Source organism: Streptosporangium nanhuense (assembly GCF_059358815.1).
This window is the reverse complement of record NZ_JCADBG010000010.1, coordinates 114,815-134,126: the sequence shown is the minus strand read 5'-3', so window position 1 is coordinate 134,126 and position 19,312 is coordinate 114,815. Positions and strand designations below refer to the sequence as shown.

The window sequence follows — 19,312 nt, the reverse complement described above, 5'->3', positions numbered from 1 at the left end:
GTTGCGTGTCAGTTGAGCTCGCCGGGATGGATGACGACCTTGGTCCAGCCGAGATCCCTGCGGTCGAAGTGCTCGTAGCCGTCCGGTACCTGGTCCAGGTTCAGTTCGTGCGAGACGACCCAGGACGGCCGGGCCTTTCCTTCGTGGATGAGCGTGAGAAGCTGCCGGTTGTAGCGCTTCACGTTGCACTGGCCGTTGCCGATCTTCTGGCCCTTGAACCAGAACATCCCGTAGTCGAAGGCGATCTCGCCCTGCTTGAAGAGATCGTCCGGGCTGCCGGGGTCCGAGGGGATGAAGACGCCGACGACGCCGATGGTCCCGGTGAACTTGACCGATTTGACGAGGTTGTTGAGCGTCATGTTGGGGTGCTCGTGTCCCTGTGGGTCGTGGGCCTGGTAGCCCACGCACTCACAACCCCGGTCGGCGCCCAGGCCGTTGGTGAGTTCCATGACCTGATCGACCGGTGACGTCTGGGAGTCGTCGATCGCGATCGCGCCGATCTCCTCGGCCTTGGCGAGCCGGTCGGGGTGGCGGTCGACGACCATCACCTTGCTCGCGCTCTTGAAAGTGGCGGAGTAGGCGGCCATCAGCCCGACGGGCCCCGCTCCGTAGATCACGACCGTGTCGCCCGCCTCCACCTGGGCGAGTTGGGTCGCGTGCCAGCCGGTCGGCCAGATGTCGGCGAGCATCACGTAGTCGTTCTGCTTCTCCTTCGCGTCGTTGGGGAGGACGAGGCAGTTGAAGTCGCCGTAGGGCACGCGCAACAACTCGGCCTGGCCGCCGTTGTAGGGGCCCATGTCCGCGAAGCCGTAGGCCGCCCCGGCCATGCCCGGCTCGGGGTTGGTGGTGAGGCAGTAGGCCGTCAGGCCCTTCTCGCAGTTCGCGCAGAAGCCGCACGAGATGTTGAACGGGATGCAGACCACGTCGCCGACACGGACGCGGTCGACGGCCGGTCCGACCTCGACCACTTCGCCGAGGTTCTCGTGACCGAGGACGCGGCCCGTCTCGAAATCGGTCCGGCCTTCGTACATGTGCAGGTCCGACCCGCAGATGTTGGTCGTGGTGATGCGAACCAGGACATCGGTGGGCCGCTCTATGCGCGCGTCCGGGACTTCCTCGACGTTGACCTGTCGAGGTCCGTTGTACACGATCGCTTTCATGATTTCCTCGCATGTGGTTGATTGCGAAGGATCGCCTTACCCGTCGACGACGGGGCGAGAGGTTCTGCGCCGTACAGCAGGGCAACGGTTCGTTCCTCCTTCCTCGCTCGCCGGGGCCGCGCCTTGCGGGAGGGTTCGGCGCCGGATTCACCGGGTGTCCGGGGGGCCGTTCCGAGCTGATCGCCCAGGCCGTCCCGGCCGCCTCAGAGCAGCAGGTCGAAGACGCGTGTCGTGCGTTCCCACTGCTCGGTCGCCGGGTTCCTCACCTCCGGATCCACGATCTTGAAAGCCTGGGCCAGTGCCACCGACAGGCCGCCGACGATCTCGGGCAGGCGGCCGGCGGTCTCCTCGCCGACCGACAGGTCGAGCGGAGGCAGCGCGGCGAGCTGCTCCAGGACGGGTTTCAGCTCGATGTCCTCGTCGAGGAGGCGGAACCGGTGGATGCTCTCCTGCAGGCCCTTGGTGACGGGTAGATCCCAGGGTTCGATGATGTCGCGATGGTTCGCCTTGGCGTGGGCCTGGCCGATCACCAGAAGGTCGTGGAGCTTGTCGTTCACGAAGTCGCCGTAGCGCCGCAGGTCGTCCTTGTCGACATCGACGCCCGCGGCGCTGCGGAAGAGGCGTTCGAATCTCGGCACCGCCATGACAGCCATGGAGGTCTCCTTCCTTCCGGTCCGGAGTCACTCTCCGGCTCGGAGGTAGTCGTGGATCAGCCGTACGGCCATGGCGCCTTCACCGACCGCCGCGGCCACCCGCTTGATCGACCCGCTCCGCACGTCCCCGGCCGCGAACACGCCCGCCCTGCTCGTCTCCAGCGGGAACGGCCGGCCGGTGGAGAGGGGCGTGCCCTCCTTGCCGCACCGGGTGGCGTCCGCGCCCGTCAGGATGTAACCCCGCGCGTCGAGCGCGATCTCGTCGGCCAGCCAGGCGGTGTAGGGCTTCGCGCCGATGAAGATGAACATCGCGCGGGCCTCGATCGTGGAACGCTCGCCGGTGACGTTGTTCTCGGCGATGACCGCGGCGAGTTTCTCCTCTCCCATCAGCTCCCGGACCTCGGTGTTCAGCATGACCTGGATCTGGGGGTGCCGTTCGATCTCGACGGCCAGGTAGCGGGACATGTTCGCGGACAGCGCGTCCTCGCGCACGAGCAGCCGGACGCGGGCGGCGTGCCGGGCCAGGAAGAGGGCGGCCTGGCCGGCCGAGTTGCCTCCGCCCACGACGGCGATCGGATCTTGCTCGCACATCTGGGCTTCGAACATAGTCGCCGCGTAGTAGACGCTCGTGGGCTCGAACCTTTCCAGGTTCGCGACATCGAGCCTCCGGTAGCGGACGCCGGTCGCGACGATCAGGGTGCGCGCGCGGATCGTGCCGCCCTCTCCCACGGTGACGATGTGATCGCCCGCGTCCAGGCGCAGCCCGCACGCCTGTGCGGGGACGCAGAAACCCGCGCCGAACTTGCCGGCCTGGATCGCCGCCCGCTCCGCCAGTTCGCCGCCGGAGATCCCGGACGGGAAGCCGAGGTAGTTCTCGATCCGCGAGGAGGTACCCGCCTGGCCGCCCGTCGCGACATCGTCCAGGACCATCGTCGCGAGGCCCTCCGACGCCCCGTAGACCGCCGCCGCCAGCCCCGCCGGCCCGGCACCGATGACGAGCAGGTCGCATCGGCTCTCCTGCGCCTTCGGTGCGAGGAGTCCGACCTCCCGGGCCAGCTCCGCGTTGCTCGGGTTGCGAAGCACCCTCTCGCCACGCCAGATCACGACCGGGGTCTCCTCCGGGCTGACGCCCATGCTCCGCAGGAACCGCTCCGCCTCCTCGTCCTGCTCCAGGTCGATCCACCGGTGCGGCAGCCGGTTGCGCGCCGCGAACTCCCGCAGCCGCCGGGAGTCGGCCGAGAAGCGGGAGCCGATGATGCGGAAGCCCGCCCCCAGCCCGATGAGCATCGTGCGGCGGATGAGGTAGGCCCGCAGGATGAGGTCGCCGAGTGCCGGATCCCCGGCGACCAGGCGGCGGAGCGCGTCCGCCGGCACGGCGAGAACCTCGCCGTCCTCGGCGACCACGCCGGTGACGAAGCCCACCTGGCCGGTGAGCACGTTGAGCTCTCCCAGGAACCGGCCTGCCCCGTGGACGCCGATCACCTCATCGTCGGTTCCGAATCCCTCGACCGTCGCCACCTTGCCGGCCAGGATCGCGAAGAACTCGGTGCACGGAAGGCCCTCCGCGTACAGGACCTCGTCTTGGCGGACGCGGCGCCGCTCGCCGTGCGGGGCCAGCGTCTGAAGCTGCGCGTCGCTCAGCCGCGGGTAGGCCCCCTGTGGGTCCGGCGTCTCGCGAAGCTCAGGCGGCCAGCGCATTGTCCACCCATTCGCGCAGGACGGGAGCCGGTGCCGCGCCCGATCGCCGGGTGAGAACCCGGCCCTGATCGATCACGACAAGGGTCGGGATGGCCTGTACGGTGAAGCGCTCCGAGAGCCGGGGCGCTTCGTCCACGTTCACCTTCACCAGTTTCAGGCGACCGGCGAGATCGGCCGCGACCTGCTCCAGCGCCGGGCTGACCATGCGGCACGGGCCGCACCAAGGGGCCCAGAAGTCGACGATCACCGGGATCCGGGCCGCTTCGACGACCTCGCCGAAGTCGTCGTCCCCGGCCTCGGTGACCCAGGGAAGCGGCTGGTGGCAGTGGCCGCACCGCGGGATTCCCGAGGCGGTCCTGGGCAGCCGGTTCTTCCGTCCGCATTTCGAGCATTGAACGACGCTCGCGTCCTTGGTCTGTGACCGCATGGTCAGACCTCCGGATTCCCCTACGTCATCGAGGGTGTGCCGCCGGTCGGTGCGACATGGATGACCGCCCCGTCAAGGGCGTCGCCGACGACCGGTTCACCGGTCTCGGCGGCGTCTCGGGGACGAGCCGCTGCTCAGCCTCCTCCACATTTCCACGCTATCTCCGCCGCCGAAGGCGCCTTGCGGCGCCCCCCAACGCCGACCAGCGGCTGTCCCCGCGTGTGATCCCTTTCTGCCGTATCCGTGTGTCCCGAAGGTGGTATTCGTGTGTCCCGAAGGTGAAGGAGAGTTCGATGCTGCTCCGACGATGAAGGTCGTGGCCCTGTGGACGGGATGTGTGTCGAGGGATTCGAGCAAGATCCGGAGGGCACCCTCTGCGGGATCTGGAATCGGATGTCTTCGGGGCTTGCCTTCCGCCTCCGGTTCAGGCTGCGGAGATCCCAAGGCGCCGCTCGACGAGGCGGAACGCGGCTTCGGGCTCTTCAAGAACAAGCGGGACAACTGCGAGAAGGTCGTCCTCGAACCTGACGGCCACCCGCATCGCGCGGTGGCGAGCGCGGTGGCGAGCGCGGTGGCCGGATGCGGGTCCATCCGGCGGCGCTGGTCCGCGATGCTCGCCTGGCAGTGCGGACGAGCCCTGTCCCGGGGCGGGAGCTACGCGTCCTTCTCGTCCCGCCGGCCGCCGGGTTCGGGATGGTAGCCGTAAGCGGCGGCCCGCACCGTGTCCTCGTCCTCCAGCCCGGAGCCGATCGCGCCGCCGACGGTGGCGAGCGAGCTGATGATCCAGGCCAGTATCAGGTAGTCGGTGAAATCGACCGGCCGTTGCAGGGTCTGTTCCAGCACGGATGTGTCGATCAGCAGTGCCGCGGCGAGTATCGTTCCGGCGAACAGCACCAGGTAGGACACCGCGGTGGCCAGGATGAGGGTGAGGACCGTGCCCAGGTTGAACAGCCGGGCCAGCTCAGCCGGTGTCTTCCGGTCCGGTTTCTCCCACAGGTCGTGCGCGACGATCAGCCAGGCCACCAGCGCGGTCAGCCCGAGAAGCATGATCACGGTGAGGCGAAGTCCGCCGAGCGCGTCGCCCATCTGCCAGATGGTGTCGGTGGTGAGCGCGAACGCGGCCGTGCCGAAGGCGCCGACCAGCAGTTTGGACAGGCCCAGCAGAGCGCGCCCGGGGCGGTTGGCCCGGACCATTCCGGTCACCAGCCGCACCCGGCCGATCAGCCGCGAGGCGACGTAGCCCAGTTCCCCGGCATCGGTCTCGCCGACCACCCGGTGAATGGCGGCAACCTGGCCGGCCAGCTCGGCCGGTGCCCAGCCGGCCAGCGGCACCCGCTCCTCGGAAGCGTCGGTGAGTAGCCGGCCCACGAGACCCGGAACGGCCGCGCGGACCGCTCGCAGCTGGCGCAACCCCAGCGCGGGCAAGGACACCACCGCGACCCGGCGCCGGGTGGACGTCTGCGCGACCAGCGGCACCCGCTCGGTGTGCAGCGGCAGGTCGGTCAGGCAGATCGCGACGTCCCACCGGGCGTCGGCGCGCCGGCGGGCGAGATCGTCGAGTAGCGCCTCGACGCCGCCGTCGCGGCGCGGAGCCACTTCGCCCCAGCCTTCCCTGACGGTCCACCGCACGTTCGCGTCCACCTGCTCGGCGAGCCGGTCGGCCAGCTCGGTGGTGAGCCGCGCAACCACCTGGGCCGGGTAGTCGGGCGGGGTCGCCACGAGTCCGACGACGATCTCCGGCCGACGCCGATCACTGGTGGCCATTGGCGCTCCTCGCCGGTAGCCAGGCGAAATCCCAGCATCGGCTACGCGTAGTAGCGCGACACATGCGTAGTGTATCGAGACATGCCCTTATGGCCGTCAAGTAGTCGGCCATGCGCCTCGCCGTGGTTACCGCCGGGCCGCGAAACGTGCGGCTGCGCTGCCGCCCACCGCGCCCCGGCCGGTAGATGAGCGGCGGCACCGCGAAGGTCACCTGAACCGCGAAGACTTCTTCGCAAACAAATCTTTGCGGTTTAGGGTGCACGGTATGACTGACCCGAGCGCGAGGCCGGACGGTCCGCAGATCGAGGCGGACACGGTTGTTCTGGATGCCAGGGGGCTGCGCGCCTTGGCGCACCCGGTACGTGTGCAGTTGCTCGGGCTGCTGCGGAAGTACGGCCCGTCCACGGCCACCCGCCTCGCGGAACGGCTGAGCGTGAATTCCGGCACGGCCAGCTACCACCTGCGCCGGCTCGGCGCGGCCGGTTTCGTCGAGGAGGAAACGGAACGAGGGAACGCGCGAGAGCGCTGGTGGCGCTCGGTACACCGGACGACCCGGTTCGACGACCCGGACCTGGCCGAGCGGGAGCCCGAGGCCACGCTGGCCTACCTGCGGTCCATCGCCGCCATCCACACCCTGCGCACTCAACAGGCGCTGAACGAGCTGCAGACGATGCCGCGCGCGTGGCGGGATTCCTTCGACATGAGCGACTGGGCCCTTCGGCTCACGCCCGAGGAGACCGCCGCTCTGTACCGGGAGTTGCGGGACGTCATCGCCCGCTACCGGCGGGATACGCCGGAGGTGGCGGCGAGGGCCCCCGAGGGAGCCGAACGGGTCGCCCTCATCACCCACTTCCTGCCCGAGCTGGACACGCCCGCGGCGGCGGCTCACGCCGGTCCCGAGAACGCGTCAGGAACGGGGAGGTTATGAGGGAGGGCGTTTCAGACGCCGACCGCGTACCCGGCAGGCGGTCCTTACGGCCGCTGGGCGGGGTGCTGGCGGCCATGGCCGTGTCGCTGACCGGTACTCGGATCTCGGCCGTGGCACTGCCCTGGTTCGTGCTCGTGACGACCGGCAGCGCCACTCAGACCGGGCTCGTCGCCTTCTTCCAGATGGCTCCGTACGTGGTGGTCAAGGCGTTCACCGGGCCACTGGTCGACCGGATCGGCCCACGGCCTGTTTCCTGGACCACGGATCTGGTCAGCGCGGCCGCCGCCGCCATGGTTCCCCTGTTCCACGCCCTGCACCTGCTGTCCTTTCCGCTGCTGCTGGCCCTGGTCGCGGTGATCGGCGCGGCCCGTGGCCCGGGCGACCTGGCCAAGGAGGTCATGGTGCCGGAAGCGGCCGAGCGCGGTGGGATACCGCTGGAGCGGGCCACCGGTCTGTCCGGCGTGATCGAGCGGCTCGCCTCCACCATCGGACCAGCGGTCGGCGGCTCGCTGGTGGCGCTGCTCGGCCCTTTGACAGGGCTTGCCGTCAACGCGGGCTGCTTCGCTCTCGGATCGGTGATCATCGGACTGGCGCTGCCTCGCGGTATGGGGCACGCGACCGTGGAGGACTCGTCGGAGGACGGAACGCAACCGGGCTACTGGCGACGATTCGGCGAGGGCTTCACCTTCCTTCGCGGCGAGCCGTTGCTGCTCACCGTCATCGTCATGGTGGGGATCACCAACCTGCTGGACGCGGCGATCGGCGCGGTGCTCATCCCCGTCTGGGCCAGGGAGTCCGGCAACGGGCCGACGGCGATCGGCCTGATGGGCAGTGTGACGGGAGCCGCGGCGGTCGCCGGGAGCCTGATCGCCGCGGCGGCCGCGCACAGGCTGAACCGCAGAATGGTGGTTCTCATCGGATTCCTGCTGGCCGGGGCGCCGAGATTCCTGGTCCTCGCCTTCGACGCCCCGCTGTGGGCGGTACTGGCGGTCTTCGCCGTCAGCGGGTTCGGTTCCGGCTTCATCAACCCGGTGCTGGGGGCCGTCCTCTTCGAACGGGTGCCGCGCCGCATGCTCGGCCGGGTCAACGCGCTCGGTGACTCGCTGTCCTGGGCCGGGATCCCTCTCGGCGGCCTGCTCGCCGGTGCGGCGGTGGCCGCTGCCGGACTCGCGCCGGTACTGCTCGTCTGCGCGGCCGCGTACTTCCTCACCACGAACCTGGCGGGACTGCGGCCGGAGTGGCGCGAGATGAACGTACGGGCGGGGCGGGGCGGCCTGAGGTCACACTCCGGGGAAGACACCTCACAAGGCGGTGCGAACGCAGCGACATGACGCTCCCCGGGGGAGGGTGTCCTCTCCTCCGGGGCCTCCGGGGCCTCCGGGGTCCGGGGCCTCCGGGGTCCGGGGCCTCCGGACGCTTTCGGCGCTTTCGCCGGCCGCATCCGGGTCGTACGGCGGACACAGGCCCGGCACCGGGGACCGCGTGAAGGCGCGGCGGCCCCTGATGGCCACCCGACGCGCGCTTGCCCGATCAGGACCGCCACCTTCTCATCGCCCCGGAGGAGGCCGAGGAACTGCTGATCGCGTTCGCCCGGTGGGAGGACGACGGCGACGTCGCCCGCGGCGGGCGACGGAGGCGGCATCGGTGCAGCGCGTGCGGATCACCGGCCTCGATCAACCGGCCTCGATCAAGCGGGCGAGGCGTCCGGTGCCGTCGGCGGAAGAGGGGACGGTGACGTGGTCGAACTCGACCGGGGGTGAAAGGCCTGCCGCTTCGAGTGAATTAATAGTTTCGTTTGAATTCGCGCAGTCACGCCGGTGGATAATTCGGATCATGAAATCAGGCACCGCGGGATCGGGAACACGGGATGTTCCCATCCTGGTGATCTTGGCGTTGATCTGGCTGATAGGAACCCCGTTCCTGTTCATGCAAGGAGTCGCGGTGGGAATGGAGGGCTCGTTCGGAAATTTTCCCGATGGCGCCCGAGCCAAGCGTTTCCTCATCGCCGCGGCCGTTGCCGGAGTCGCCGTGCCCACCCTCGCGGCCATCGTCGCCGAGAGGGCCCGCAGGAGGGCCGCCACGCTGACGTTCGGAGTTGTGGCCGCCCTCTGCCTGCTCACCGTCGTGACAGTGGTCGCCTTCGAAAAACGCGAGGCCAACCCGGCCCTCTCTCCCGAGCCGGTGTCTCCGGGCCGTTGCATCGAGCGCAGCGGCGGGGACAACGACTGTCCCGGAGGATGAACGGGTGCACGCATCCGCGACGTGGCGTGTTCGACTCATCCGACCGGAACAACGCCTTCCAGGTCCAGCGTCGCGCGTGGGACCGCGCCGGCGAACGCGACGAGGCGCTCTTCCACTCACCGTCCTCGCCTCCTGCGGGGTGTCCACGGCTTCTCGTGCCGGCGGTGCGGCGTACGGTCGCCGGGGCTTCGATGTCTCCTCACCCCCGCACCGCAGGCACGTCTGGCCTGCCGGGCGGCGGGTCGGCGTGCGGCCCGACGGCAACGGAATGCTCAAACCGCCTCACACGATGTGGTCCAACGCGGCGGGTCGTCACTCGACTGTGGGAGCGGTTTCGGCAACCTGTTTGACGTGTTGGTTCCGGACTTGGATCAACCTGAGCATGTAGCGGCGGAGGACCAGGATTTCAGCGATGGCCCCCAGAGGACCAAGGGGTGCGGCGAAATCGATGACGTCGCTCATCACCGTGGCGCCATGACCATCGGACTGGAAACGGTGAGCGTGATGCCAGTGCTTGAACGGGCCCGACACCTGCTCGTCGACGAAATACCCCGGCCGATCGTAAGCGCTGATCGTGGAAGTCATCCGCCAGCGGATGCCGAAGTGTCGTGCCTGCCAGGTGACGCTCTCACCGAGCCCCAAGCCGCCGACGGTCACTCCGCCGACCACCTTTTCGGACGAGGCCGCCATCGAGGTGGTGTGGACGCCCACGTCCAGCGAGATGTCGAAGACCCGATCCGGCGGCGCGATGACATGCGTAACGACCTCGAAGCGCGGCATGCGCCAAGTCTAAGACCGTGTCACATCAGCGGAATGCTCACACGGACCAGGTGCAGTAAGACGCCCAGAAGGGTGAAAACACCTGCGGACCAGATTCGGTGAGACCATCTTGCAGATGGTCCAACTCCATGGGACGTGGACCAGATTCGATGAGACGGGACACTGGGGCCGGATTGCGGTCCGATGGCCAACGATGCGCCTACCTGCGGGGATGTCATTCGGTTGACCGAACGGAGCCTTCGTTCTGTTCGGTCGGCTCTGTCTGATCTGCGTCTGTTCCTCGGGTTCACTTCAATGACGACGCCCACCCTGACGATCAGCCGTCGGGCCGCAGTGCGTTTCCGTCGTGTTCCGGCAGCACCCGAACCGGGCCCGCTACCCGCGCGATCACCGAGGTCGCGCCGACCACCAGGCCGCCCGTGCCTACTCGCGGATGCGGCGCGATGCGGACGCCACCCGGGCCGCCCTCCGCCCGGCGGCCGCCGCGTGAACATGACGGGTGTCCGCGCCGGCCGCGGGGACGCGGTGTTCGGCTGCGGCGCTTGACCTCAAGTTATGTAGAGGTAGCAGGGTGGGTGTTCCTCGGTAGACCTACTGGAAGGAACGGTTGTGCGCGCTGTCGTGCTGCATGTGTTCGGGCCCCCTGAGAACCTCCGCTACGAGACCGTGCCCGATCCCGTACCGGGGCCGGGCGAGGTCCGCGTCTCGGTGAGGGCCGCGGGGGTCCACCAGATCGAGACGGCGATGCGGGAAGGGCTGGACATCGGTCCGCCTCTTCCCGAACTCCCGGCGATCCTCGGGGGAGAGGTGGCCGGCGTTGTCGAGTCGGTCGGGCCGGACGTGGACGGGGCCTGGATCGGTGCCGAGGTGGTGACCGCGCGGGGCAGGCCGGGGGGTTATGCCGAGCTCGCCGTCGCCGATGTCCCGTCCCTGCACCGGATTCCGGCCGGACTGGGGTACGAGGCCGCCGTCACCATGGTCGTCACCGGTACCACCGCCGTCGGCCTGCTCGACATCGCCGATCTCACCTCCGGCGACGTGGTTCTGATCACCTCCGCGGCCGGTGGTATCGGCCGTCTGGCCGTCCAGTTCGCCCGCCGCCTCGGCGCCACGGTCATCGGCGCGGCGGGAGGAGCGGCGAAGACGGCGGTCGTGCGAGAGCTCGGAGCAGACATCGCCGTCGACTACAACCTGCCGGACTGGGCGGGCACCGTCCGCGAGGCCTTGGGCGGGCGTGGCGTCACGGTCGTCCTGGACGGTGTCGAGGGTGACAAGGGGCGCGCCGCCTTCGGGCTGCTGGCCGAGGGAGGGCGCTACATCACCATCGGCGCGGCCTCGCGCCAGGCGTTCCGTCCCGACGAGACGGAGCTGAAGGAGCGCGGCCTGCGCTTCACCGACGCGCTGATGCTGCTGCTGGAAGGTCAGAACGTCTCCGCCGACGAGGCTCGCGCACTCGCGGCGGCCGCCGACGGGACTTTGCTGCCCGCCTTCCAGACCTTCCCTCTGTCACAGGCGGCCGCGGCGCACGCCGCCCTGAGGGCACGGGCGACAACGGGCAAGGTCGTACTCGTCCCCGACATCCACCGGTGAGGTACGGCCGGCACCCCGCACCGCATCGAGACGGACCGGCAGCGCGGCCGCCACCTGCGCTGCTCTGAAAGCCGGCCTCGACCCCGCGACCTGGCCCGTGGCACGGCGCGCCGGGTCACCCGCCGGGAACGGCTGACCGGCATCACCGACGGCGACCGCGAGCAGTCGCGCCGCCGGCCCGACGACGAGGAGTTCCGACCACCACCCGCGCCTGCTGCCCACCTCGTCACCTGGCTGGAGTGCTCGCTGTCGCCTGTCGGGCGAGCAGGGCCTCGGCGCCGACCGGAAGGAAACCCGCGCCCAGGAAGGCCCGTACGCTGGCGGCGTTGCCCGGCGCTATCTGTGCCCACGCCGCCTGCCCGGCGCCGAGGAGGTGTCGTCCGGCCCGCGCGAGTCGCCGGCCGAGGCCTTGGCCACGGCAGGTGTCCTCGACCTCGACGGCGATCTCCCAGCGGCCCGCCACCCCCTGCCCGAGCAGCACGATTCCTCCGTCGGCCCGCCATGCTCGCACCCCGTCGCGGTGCCGGAGGGCGCGGCGTACCCGAGGATGGTCGACGTCGGCGATCTCGAGCAGGGGCAGCGGGGGCGGGCCGCTCAGCGCGTCGGCGACGGCGAGCAGGTGCAGGTTGTCCACCCGGCGCCCGGTCCGCTCCTCCAGCGCGCGCAGGAACGGCGGGTTCAGCGGCGCGGACATGTCGCCGGCGGGCAGCAGGCCGCGCATCCATTCGCGGTCGACATCGGCGAACACCACGCTGTGCGCGGTGAACGCGACGACCCCGCAGTCGCGCGGGCTGGGCTGGTCCACGAACTCCACCACACCGTCGGCATCGGGAAAAGCGCCGCGGGCGACCCCTTCGAACAGCCTTGCCAGCTCATGCACGTTGACTCCCTTCGCCGTGACGCGCAAGACATCGGCGACCGCGCAAACCCGGGGGTGAGGAACACCGGAAAAGCCGGTCCCGTCAAGAACCATGATCACGTGCTCTTGGCGCCGCTTTCCGTTCCGATGTTGCAAGCGCCGCCAATTGCATCGGATGCGAACTCGCGACAGGTGGAGAATCTGCCCGGAGAGGGGAGCAATCACGCTGTGGACCTGCGTACTTGAGCAGGATTCTGGCCGCGACGATACCGGTCACGAGGGCCTTGCTGCGACCCGTGCAGGGGGCTGGCCTGGGACTCCGCCGACGACTCGCATAGGATGCGGTTTTCTCGCATCTGATGCGAGTCGCGGAGGGTGGTGAACCGGTGGGGTTCAACGGGTCGATACCGGGGGCGGCCGGGCTGCACCTGGTCGACGGGGTCGCGTTGCTGCGGCCGGAAGAACAGGTCTTCGCGGCGATGCTGACGGGGTTCGCCAACCAGCAGCTCGCGCGGAATCTGGCCCGGACGACCGTGGAGGGCCGAGAGAACACAATCAAGGCGTTCGCGGACTACGTGAACACCTACCCCTGGCACTGGACATCGGCGATGGTCGACGAGTGGCTCGGTGACCTGCGCTCGCTGCGGGACCTGAAGCGCTCCACGATCCGCTCGTACTCCGAGGCCGTGCGGGCGTTCTGCCACTTCATCACCGATCCGCTCTACGAGTGGACGGCGACCTGCGAAGAGCGGTTCGGTACCCACCCGGTGCAGGTCGTGCACGAGTGGAACACCGCCATGCACGTCCAGGACAACGAGGCGGACGCGAAGAAGCGCGCGTTCACCAAGGCCGAGCTGCACGCCTTCTTCGCGCACTGCGACGACGAGGTCGCCCGCATCCGGGCCTTCGGCCGCAAGGGCTGGCTGCCCGCCTTTCGCGACGCGACCCTGTTCAAGACCGCCTACGCTTTCGGACTGCGGCGCAACGAGACGCGGATGCTGGACGCCGCCGACTTCGGCCGCAACCCGCACGGCGGCGAGTTCGGCGTGTACGGCCGGTGCCAGGTCCGGTTCGGCAAGGCCAAGAAGGGCTCGCCGCCCAAGCGCCGCGGGGTGCTGACCGTGTTCGACTGGACTCCGGACGTCCTGGACGAGTGGTTCACCGAGGTCCACCCGCTGTTCGGCACCAACGACAACCCGGCGGCCTGGCCTTCCGAACGGGGCCTGCGGATCGGCTGCCAGCGGCTCAACTCCCGCTTCATCGCCTACCGCAAGGCCCTGGGCCTCGACGAGGGGCTGGACTTCCACTCCTTCCGCAGGTCCTACGTCACCCACCTCATCGAGGACGGCTGGGACCCGCGCTTCGTCCAGGAGCAAGTCGGCCACGAGCACGCCAGCACCACCTCGCTCTACACCTGCGTCTCCTCGGACTTGCGCACCCGCACCCTGCGGCGGCACCTGGATGCCACCATCGCCGCGGCCCTTGGGACCCAGACCGGGAGGCAGGCATGAAACGCAAGGTCGGCTACACGTGGCGGCTGCGTGAGGTCATGGCCCAGCACCAGATTTTCACGGCCACCGAACTGGTGCCGCTGCTGCGCGAACGGGGCATCGACTTGTCCGCCTCCCAGGTCCACCGCCTGGTCTCCGGCACCCCGGAACGCCTGTCGTTGCAGGTCATGGCCGCGCTCTGCGACATCCTGTCCTGCACTCCGGCCGACCTGGTGGACACCACCGCCGAGAACGCCGGGGTCCGCAAGACCGCCACCGACGACCTGCCCGCACCGCCCGCGAACGTCGCGAAGCTGCGGCCCCGCGCGGCCCGCATCCTGCCCGACGCATGACCCGCACCTACGCCACCGGCGAGCAGTACGAACGCCGGTACATGGCCGAGTGCTGCCGCTGCGGCCGCCGCAGGCACAAGGCCGGCACCTGGCCGGATGGATACGTCTGCCGCACCTGTTCGGACCGCGCCGTCCGGACACGGGGTACCTGTCCGGGATGCGGCCAGGACCGGGCCCTGCCTGGGCTCCGCCCCGGTGACGGAGTCCCGATCTGCACCACCTGCGCCGGCTTCTCCCGAACCTTCGACTGCTCACGCTGCGGCTTCGAGGGCAAGCTCCTGGGCGGGCGGCTGTGTGAGCGCTGCACGCTCAGCGACCGCCTCACCGCGCTCCTGGACGACGGCACCGGCCGCATCCGTCCCGCGCTGGTCCCGCAGTTCAACCTGCTGGTGGCGATGGAGAAGCCCGGCAGCGGACTGGCCTGGCTGGCCATGCGCCGCAGCCAACCGGCGAACGCCTCCCGATTGCTGCAACAGCTCGGCCTCGGCCAGATCTCGCTGACCCACGACGCCTTCCACGAGCTCCAGCCCTGGCGAACCGCCGCTCACCTGGAAGAACTCCTGATGACCAGCGGAGTCCTGCCTACGGTCGACAAGTACCTCTGCTCCTTCCAACGCTGGCTTCCCGGGCATCTGGCCAGCATCACCGACTCCGAGCACGTCAAAACGATCAGGCTCTTCGCGACCTGGCGCGTCCTCCCGCGGCTGCGGGCCCGCGCCGAGCGAAGCCACATCACACCCAGCGTCCGGAGATTCGCCGCCGAACAGATCAAGTACGCGACCGCCTTCCTGCAATGGCTCGGCCAACGCAACAACAGCCTCGCGTCCTGCGGCCAGATCGACATCGACGCCTGGTGGGCCGAGAGCAGCGAACACAGCCGCACCTGCCTGAGGGCCTTTCTCAGCTGGGCCATGCAGACCCGTAACTGCCCACGCTCCCTGTCCATCCCCGCGATGAAGGTCTCCCGGCGGGCCGCACTGAGCGAAGACGAACGCCTCGACGCCCTTGGCCGGCTGCTGACCGACACGGAGATTCCGATACGTCTGCGTGTCGCGGGGGTCATCGTGCTCCTCTATGCGCGGCCCGTGAGCCGCATCGTCCGGCTCAGCGTCGACGACGTGGTCCACGACGGCGACACCCTACTGTTACGGCTCGGTGAACCCGCCTCGCCCGTTCCCGCCCCGGTCGCCGCTCTGCTGCTGGAGCACATAGCGAACCGCGACAACATGAACACCGCCACCAACCCCGCCTCCCGATGGCTCTTCCCGGGCCGCCGGGCAGGACAGCCAGCCCGCCCCGACCACCTGTCCGCGCTCCTGAACGAGGCCGGGATCCCGGCCTCCGCAGCACGTGGCGCCGCCATCCGCCAGCAGCTCCTCGAACTGCCCGCTCCCGTCGTTGCCGACGCTCTCGGCTACCACAACAAGACCACCAGCCGCCTCATCAGAGAGACCGGCGGGACATGGAGCCGATACGCCGCTGGCGATCACACAAGGTCACCGACAAGCCGGCCTCCTCGGGGAGCCGGCGACAGTTGACTACGAGAGCCCACAGCAGAAGGCCATTCTCTAGCGGAGACGGGCCAGCAAGTGGGCGTCCAGGAAGCCCCGCTCGGAGGCCGGGTCGTGGAGCAGCCGCGCGAATGTGGCGAACCCAGCCCCGGCCAGCAACTCGGCGAAGCGGTCCGCCGGCCAGCTATAGGCGGGTGTCACCTTGTGGTCGAAGCGGACCGGCTCGGGCGCGTCGGTTCCGAAGAACGAGACCAGGAGAAGGCCCCCCGGCGCCAGGACACGCGCCTGCTCGGCGAGCAGCGCGGGTAGTTCCCCAGGAGGGGTGTGAATCATCGAGTAGTGGGCCAGCACGCCGCCGAGCGCGCCGTCCTCAACTGGGAGTTCCTCCATCCGGGCCTCATCGAACTTCAGCGCCGGATGGGCCCGCCGAGCGTGGTCGACCATGGCCGGAGAGAGGTCGAGCCCGAAGGCATCCAGCCCCAGGTCGTGCAGCATGGCCGTCAGATGTCCGGGCCCGCAGCCGACATCCGCCACCCGCGAATTCCCCGTCCCACGCACCAACTCGGCGAAGGTGCCGATCATGTTCCGCGTGAACGGCTGCGTCTCCAGTCGGTTAGCGAACATCGACGCATATAACTCGACGACCCCGTCGTAGGCCGTCCTGGTCTCGTCCTGGTGCTTCGCCACGGGAAGGAAGTTAGCACCCCCTATTCTCAGCTGTTCTCCGGCCCGGTGCCGAATCCTGCGCCGTCGTATCGGACTCGCTCGGCTACCAGGACAAGGCCATCACCCGGTGGCGCGACAAGCCGCTGGCGACCACAGTCAGTCACCAGCTGACTGGACTCCCCGGGGAACTGGCGACAGTTGATTAGGCGATCACACCAGTATCAACCCCCGGCACAGTTCGGTCGACGTCACCAGCCGGGGCGATGCCCGTCTTACGAGTAAGAATGTGCGTGATTCTCCTCGGGCCCGTGCGGTGAATCGCCGGAACGCCGGCTCGGAATGTTTCCGGTCGCCTTGACGCGGTAGAGGTATGGCTCCAACAGCACGGTCGCAACGGGGTCCGGCTTCTCCGGCGGACGAAGGGGGGTTGACATGAACGATCGCCGAGGTCGTGAATGGAGATACGGCCTTTTCGGTCTCATCGACATGAGAGAAAACGGAACTCCCGCGCCGCGAGTGGCTCTTCTCGGATTCGCGGCAGGTGCCGTCGCCGGCTTCCTGTCGAGCCTCCTCTACATGTGGTTCGACACCGAGGCAGGGCAGGCCTTCGCCTTCGACTGGCCGAAGGCCGTCACCTCCACGATCTTCGTGGGGCTGATGGTGGCCGTCACCTTCGTTCTCAACGTGCGCAACTACCGCGAGAAGGCGGCCCGAACGGCATCCGGCTCGACGGAGCGTGCCACGAGCAGCGAAATCCGATAGGCGTTCCGATTCCACGGGTTCCGATCGGACGGACGGTCACCGCCCCTCACTTCGGCCCGTTGGCGGGCGCCTCGGGCGTGCGGGCGCCGACGGCGAGAGCGGCAACGGTGGCGGGACTGAGATCGGCGATCAGGCTGACGATCGTGATGGCGGGCGAGATGCCGACCAAGTCGACAGCCGCGTTACCGCTTGAGATGACTCTGGATCCGGTCGGTGCTGTCATCGACGTGGTCCGTCCGCACCACCGGCAGGGACGCCGGCCTGCCGCGCCTGTGACCATACCTACGACACCTGGCTGCGTGAAGTCCGGCCACGCCCGGGCCTGAACCCCCTCGGTCACACCCTCGTCACCTTCATCGGCACCACCGCCCGCCACTTCCGTGCTTCCCCGGCGGAGATCGCCGATCTCATCGACCGCTCCTCCGTCAGGTGAGGGCACCGCGCCTCTGATTCCGGTCGATGTCCGTATCTGTGGGTTACAGGGCCCCACGGTCATGGCGCCGTGGTTGGGCGATTCGTAGATTGGAGGTGCCGCCGGAGGGGCCGGCAGGCATCGTGAGCAGGGGGGATGGCGATGATCGGGGACTTCTCCGCACCGGCCGGGGTACGGGTGCCGGACTCGACGCTGGCGAGGGAGGCGACCGCGCTGGTACGTGACAGCGTGAGTGAGCTGATCTACGACCACTCGCGCCGGGTGTACTTCTTCGGCGCCCTGCGGGGGCGCGACCAAGATCTGGACTTCGACCCCGAGCTGCTCTACGTCGCGGCGATGTTCCACGACCTGGGCCTGGGCGAGCCCTTCCACGGCAGCGGGCGGCGGTTCGAGGTCGACAGCGCCGACGAGGCCCGCCGTTTCCTCCGGGAGCGTCAGGTGCCCGAGGACGGCGTCCGCCGGGTGTGGACCGCGATCGCGCTGCACACCACCCCGGGCGTCCCCGAGTTCATGGAGCCGGAGGTGGCGCTGGTGACGGCGGGGGTGGAGTACGACGTGCTGGGCATCGGCTACCACGACCTCGACGAGGCCGACCGGGCGGCGGTCGTCGCCCTGCATCCGCGCCCGGACTTCAAGCGGCGCATCCTCGAGGCCTTCACCGAGGGGGTCCGGCACAAGCCGCAGACCACGTTCGGCAACGTGAAGGCCGACGTGCTCGCCCACTACGTTCCCGGTTTCGTGCGCGGGGACTTCGTGCGTACCATCCTGGACTCCCCGTGGGCCGAGTGACCGCTCGCCGGCGGGCGGAGCACGTGGTCGCGGTGGTGGCCTTCGACGGCGTGCAGCTGCTGGACGTCACGGGTCCCGCCGAGGTCCTCACCACGGCCAACGGCTTCGGCGCCCGTTACGCGGTACGGGTCGTCTCCCCGTCCGGCGCGGACGTGCGCACCTCGTCCGGGGTGCGGATCGGGGTGGACGGAGCCCTGGAGAGCCTGCCCGCGCGGCTGGGCACGGTCGTCGTGCCCGGCCGCCACGACTGGCGGCGGGCCGTGGCCGACCAGGAACTGCTCACCCTGGTCGCGGAGCTCGCCCGCCGCTCGGCGCGGGTCACCTCGGTGTGCGCCGGGGCCTTCGTGCTGGCGCAGACCGGCGTGCTCGACGGGCGGCGCGCCGCCACCCACTGGCGGCTCGCCGCGCAGCTGGCGGCCGCCTATCCCCGGGTACGGGTCGAGCCGGACCCGGTGTTCGTCAGGGACGGTCACGTCGTCACCTCCGCCGGCGTCACCGCGGGCATCGACCTGGCGCTGTCCCTGGTCGAGGCCGACCACGGGGCCGATCTCGCGCGCGACGTCGCCCGCGAGCTGGTCGTCTTCATGGCCCGCCCCGGAGGGCAGTCCCAGTTCAGCGCCCGCCTGGCCCCGCGCGAGGCGGCGCACCCGGTGCTGCGGCTCGTGATGGACGCCGTCGTGGCCGACCCGGCCGCCCCGCACAGCCTGGAGTCCCTGGCCCGTGACGCCGGTGTCAGCGCCCGCCACCTCAGCAGGCTCTTCCGCCGCGAGACGGGGACGAGTGTGGGGAACTACCTCGAATCGGTACGGCTGGAGGCCGCCCAGGCTCTCCTGGAGGCGGGGAACAATCCGGTGGAGAAGGTGGCCGAGGAGTCCGGCTTCGGGTCCGCGGAGACCATGCGCCGCGTCTTCCAGCACACCCTGGGCGTCGCGCCGACCATCTACCGGGCGCGTTTTCGCACCACCGCCACCGCCGCAGCCACCAGCGCCACGGCCCCCGCTGCCGCAGTCACCGCCACAGCCACAGCCACCGCCACCGCGACCCGCGCCGGCGTGCCGGGGTAGGCCGCGAGAAGGAGCGGGGAGATCGTCGACGTCCCTTCGCGCGCCTGTCGCGGGTGGGGGTGGGGCGCGGCCCGGCGGTGGACACCACCTGATCGTCGAGGAGGCCACCGGCCGGGCCGCGCGGGCCCGTCTAGGATCGTTCTC

At 69.6% G+C, this 19,312-nt stretch carries 20 protein-coding genes; 11 read left to right on the top strand and 9 right to left on the bottom strand.

Features of this window, described 5'->3' with window-relative positions; translation table 11 throughout:
* Positions 1-8: 8 nt before the first annotated feature.
* The 4 genes from AC5L38_RS20510 to trxA all read right to left on the bottom strand — a co-directional run bounded on the left by AC5L38_RS20510 (position 9) and on the right by trxA (position 3,938).
* Positions 9-1,160 carry a glutathione-independent formaldehyde dehydrogenase gene (locus tag AC5L38_RS20510; RefSeq protein WP_495244410.1) on the bottom strand — a complete coding sequence of 384 codons (1,152 nt, stop codon included), beginning with the start codon at positions 1,158-1,160 and terminating at the stop codon, positions 9-11.
* A gap of 203 nt (positions 1,161-1,363) precedes the next feature.
* Positions 1,364-1,813 (bottom strand): DUF1931 family protein, encoded by a 450-nt coding sequence (locus AC5L38_RS20505; RefSeq protein ID WP_495244409.1) that lies wholly within the window; start codon positions 1,811-1,813, stop codon positions 1,364-1,366.
* Positions 1,814-1,840: 27 nt separating this feature from the next.
* Positions 1,841-3,511, bottom strand: coding sequence for an FAD-dependent oxidoreductase (locus AC5L38_RS20500; RefSeq protein ID WP_495244408.1), 1,671 nt, complete (start codon positions 3,509-3,511; stop codon positions 1,841-1,843).
* Positions 3,495-3,938 carry a thioredoxin gene (trxA, locus tag AC5L38_RS20495; protein WP_495244407.1) on the bottom strand — a complete coding sequence of 148 codons (444 nt, stop codon included), beginning with the start codon at positions 3,936-3,938 and terminating at the stop codon, positions 3,495-3,497. The genes AC5L38_RS20500 and trxA overlap by 17 nt, the downstream gene beginning before the upstream one ends.
* A 406-nt stretch (positions 3,939-4,344) precedes the next feature.
* On the opposite strand from trxA, the gene AC5L38_RS20490 reads away from it, so the two are divergent.
* Complete coding sequence (locus AC5L38_RS20490) at positions 4,345-4,638, top strand: hypothetical protein (RefSeq protein WP_495244406.1); 294 nt, start codon at positions 4,345-4,347, stop codon at positions 4,636-4,638.
* Here the strand turns inward: AC5L38_RS20490 and AC5L38_RS20485 are convergent.
* Entirely contained in the window at positions 4,593-5,702 is a 1,110-nt protein-coding gene (locus AC5L38_RS20485) for a DUF2267 domain-containing protein (RefSeq protein ID WP_495244405.1), read from the bottom strand. The genes AC5L38_RS20490 and AC5L38_RS20485 overlap by 46 nt on opposite strands.
* A gap of 265 nt (positions 5,703-5,967) precedes the next feature.
* On the opposite strand from AC5L38_RS20485, the gene AC5L38_RS20480 reads away from it, so the two are divergent.
* The 3 genes from AC5L38_RS20480 (at position 5,968) to AC5L38_RS20470 (ending at position 8,871) form a co-directional block, all read left to right on the top strand.
* Positions 5,968-6,630 carry an ArsR/SmtB family transcription factor gene (locus tag AC5L38_RS20480; protein WP_495244404.1) on the top strand — a complete coding sequence of 221 codons (663 nt, stop codon included), beginning with the start codon at positions 5,968-5,970 and terminating at the stop codon, positions 6,628-6,630.
* On the top strand, positions 6,627-7,961 hold the full coding sequence (locus AC5L38_RS20475) for an MFS transporter (protein WP_495244403.1): 1,335 nt from the start codon (positions 6,627-6,629) through the stop codon (positions 7,959-7,961). Before AC5L38_RS20480 ends, AC5L38_RS20475 begins: the two co-directional genes overlap by 4 nt.
* Positions 7,962-8,463: 502 nt before the next feature.
* Complete coding sequence (locus AC5L38_RS20470; RefSeq protein WP_495244402.1) at positions 8,464-8,871, top strand: hypothetical protein; 408 nt, start codon at positions 8,464-8,466, stop codon at positions 8,869-8,871.
* 312 nt (positions 8,872-9,183) lie between these two features.
* Here AC5L38_RS20470 and AC5L38_RS20465 read toward each other — a convergent pair whose 3' ends face one another.
* A complete protein-coding gene (locus AC5L38_RS20465) occupies positions 9,184-9,651 on the bottom strand; it encodes an SRPBCC family protein (RefSeq protein WP_495244401.1) in 468 nt (155 codons plus the stop codon).
* Positions 9,652-10,260: 609 nt separating this feature from the next.
* On the opposite strand from AC5L38_RS20465, the gene AC5L38_RS20460 reads away from it, so the two are divergent.
* Positions 10,261-11,241, top strand: a complete 981-nt coding sequence (locus AC5L38_RS20460) for a zinc-binding dehydrogenase (protein WP_495244400.1) — start codon at positions 10,261-10,263, stop codon at positions 11,239-11,241.
* 226 nt (positions 11,242-11,467) lie between these two features.
* Here AC5L38_RS20460 and AC5L38_RS20455 read toward each other — a convergent pair whose 3' ends face one another.
* Positions 11,468-12,121, bottom strand: a complete 654-nt coding sequence (locus AC5L38_RS20455; protein WP_495244399.1) for a GNAT family N-acetyltransferase — start codon at positions 12,119-12,121, stop codon at positions 11,468-11,470.
* A 338-nt stretch (positions 12,122-12,459) separates the two neighbouring features.
* Here AC5L38_RS20455 and AC5L38_RS20450 point away from each other — a divergent pair, with 338 nt between their 5' ends.
* From AC5L38_RS20450 to AC5L38_RS20440, 3 genes are read left to right on the top strand one after another with little or no spacing between them, the layout of a single operon-like run.
* Positions 12,460-13,611: a tyrosine-type recombinase/integrase gene (locus AC5L38_RS20450; RefSeq protein ID WP_495244398.1), complete on the top strand. Its 1,152-nt coding sequence runs from the start codon at positions 12,460-12,462 to the stop codon at positions 13,609-13,611.
* Complete coding sequence (locus tag AC5L38_RS20445) at positions 13,608-13,943, top strand: helix-turn-helix domain-containing protein (protein ID WP_495244397.1); 336 nt, start codon at positions 13,608-13,610, stop codon at positions 13,941-13,943. The genes AC5L38_RS20450 and AC5L38_RS20445 overlap by 4 nt, the downstream gene beginning before the upstream one ends.
* Complete coding sequence (locus tag AC5L38_RS20440; protein WP_495244396.1) at positions 13,940-15,481, top strand: site-specific integrase; 1,542 nt, start codon at positions 13,940-13,942, stop codon at positions 15,479-15,481. The genes AC5L38_RS20445 and AC5L38_RS20440 overlap by 4 nt, the downstream gene beginning before the upstream one ends.
* Before the next feature lie 30 nt (positions 15,482-15,511).
* On the opposite strand, the gene AC5L38_RS20435 is transcribed toward AC5L38_RS20440, so the two are convergent.
* The gene (locus AC5L38_RS20435; RefSeq protein ID WP_189122621.1) at positions 15,512-16,141 is read right to left on the bottom strand and encodes a class I SAM-dependent methyltransferase; all 630 of its coding nucleotides are present in this window, start codon (positions 16,139-16,141) and stop codon (positions 15,512-15,514) included.
* A 411-nt stretch (positions 16,142-16,552) separates the two neighbouring features.
* On the opposite strand from AC5L38_RS20435, the gene AC5L38_RS20430 reads away from it, so the two are divergent.
* Entirely contained in the window at positions 16,553-16,882 is a 330-nt protein-coding gene (locus AC5L38_RS20430) for a hypothetical protein (protein ID WP_495244395.1), read from the top strand.
* Positions 16,883-16,928: 46 nt separating this feature from the next.
* On the opposite strand, the gene AC5L38_RS20425 is transcribed toward AC5L38_RS20430, so the two are convergent.
* The gene (locus tag AC5L38_RS20425) at positions 16,929-17,105 is read right to left on the bottom strand and encodes a hypothetical protein (RefSeq protein WP_495244394.1); all 177 of its coding nucleotides are present in this window, start codon (positions 17,103-17,105) and stop codon (positions 16,929-16,931) included.
* A gap of 345 nt (positions 17,106-17,450) precedes the next feature.
* Between AC5L38_RS20425 and AC5L38_RS20420 the strand changes: the two genes are divergently transcribed.
* Together AC5L38_RS20420 and AC5L38_RS20415 are read left to right on the top strand one after the other, a co-directional pair.
* Positions 17,451-18,104 (top strand): HD domain-containing protein, encoded by a 654-nt coding sequence (locus AC5L38_RS20420; RefSeq protein WP_495244393.1) that lies wholly within the window; start codon positions 17,451-17,453, stop codon positions 18,102-18,104.
* The gene (locus AC5L38_RS20415; protein WP_495244392.1) at positions 18,101-19,168 is read left to right on the top strand and encodes a GlxA family transcriptional regulator; all 1,068 of its coding nucleotides are present in this window, start codon (positions 18,101-18,103) and stop codon (positions 19,166-19,168) included. The genes AC5L38_RS20420 and AC5L38_RS20415 overlap by 4 nt, the downstream gene beginning before the upstream one ends.
* Positions 19,169-19,312 lie beyond the last annotated feature (144 nt).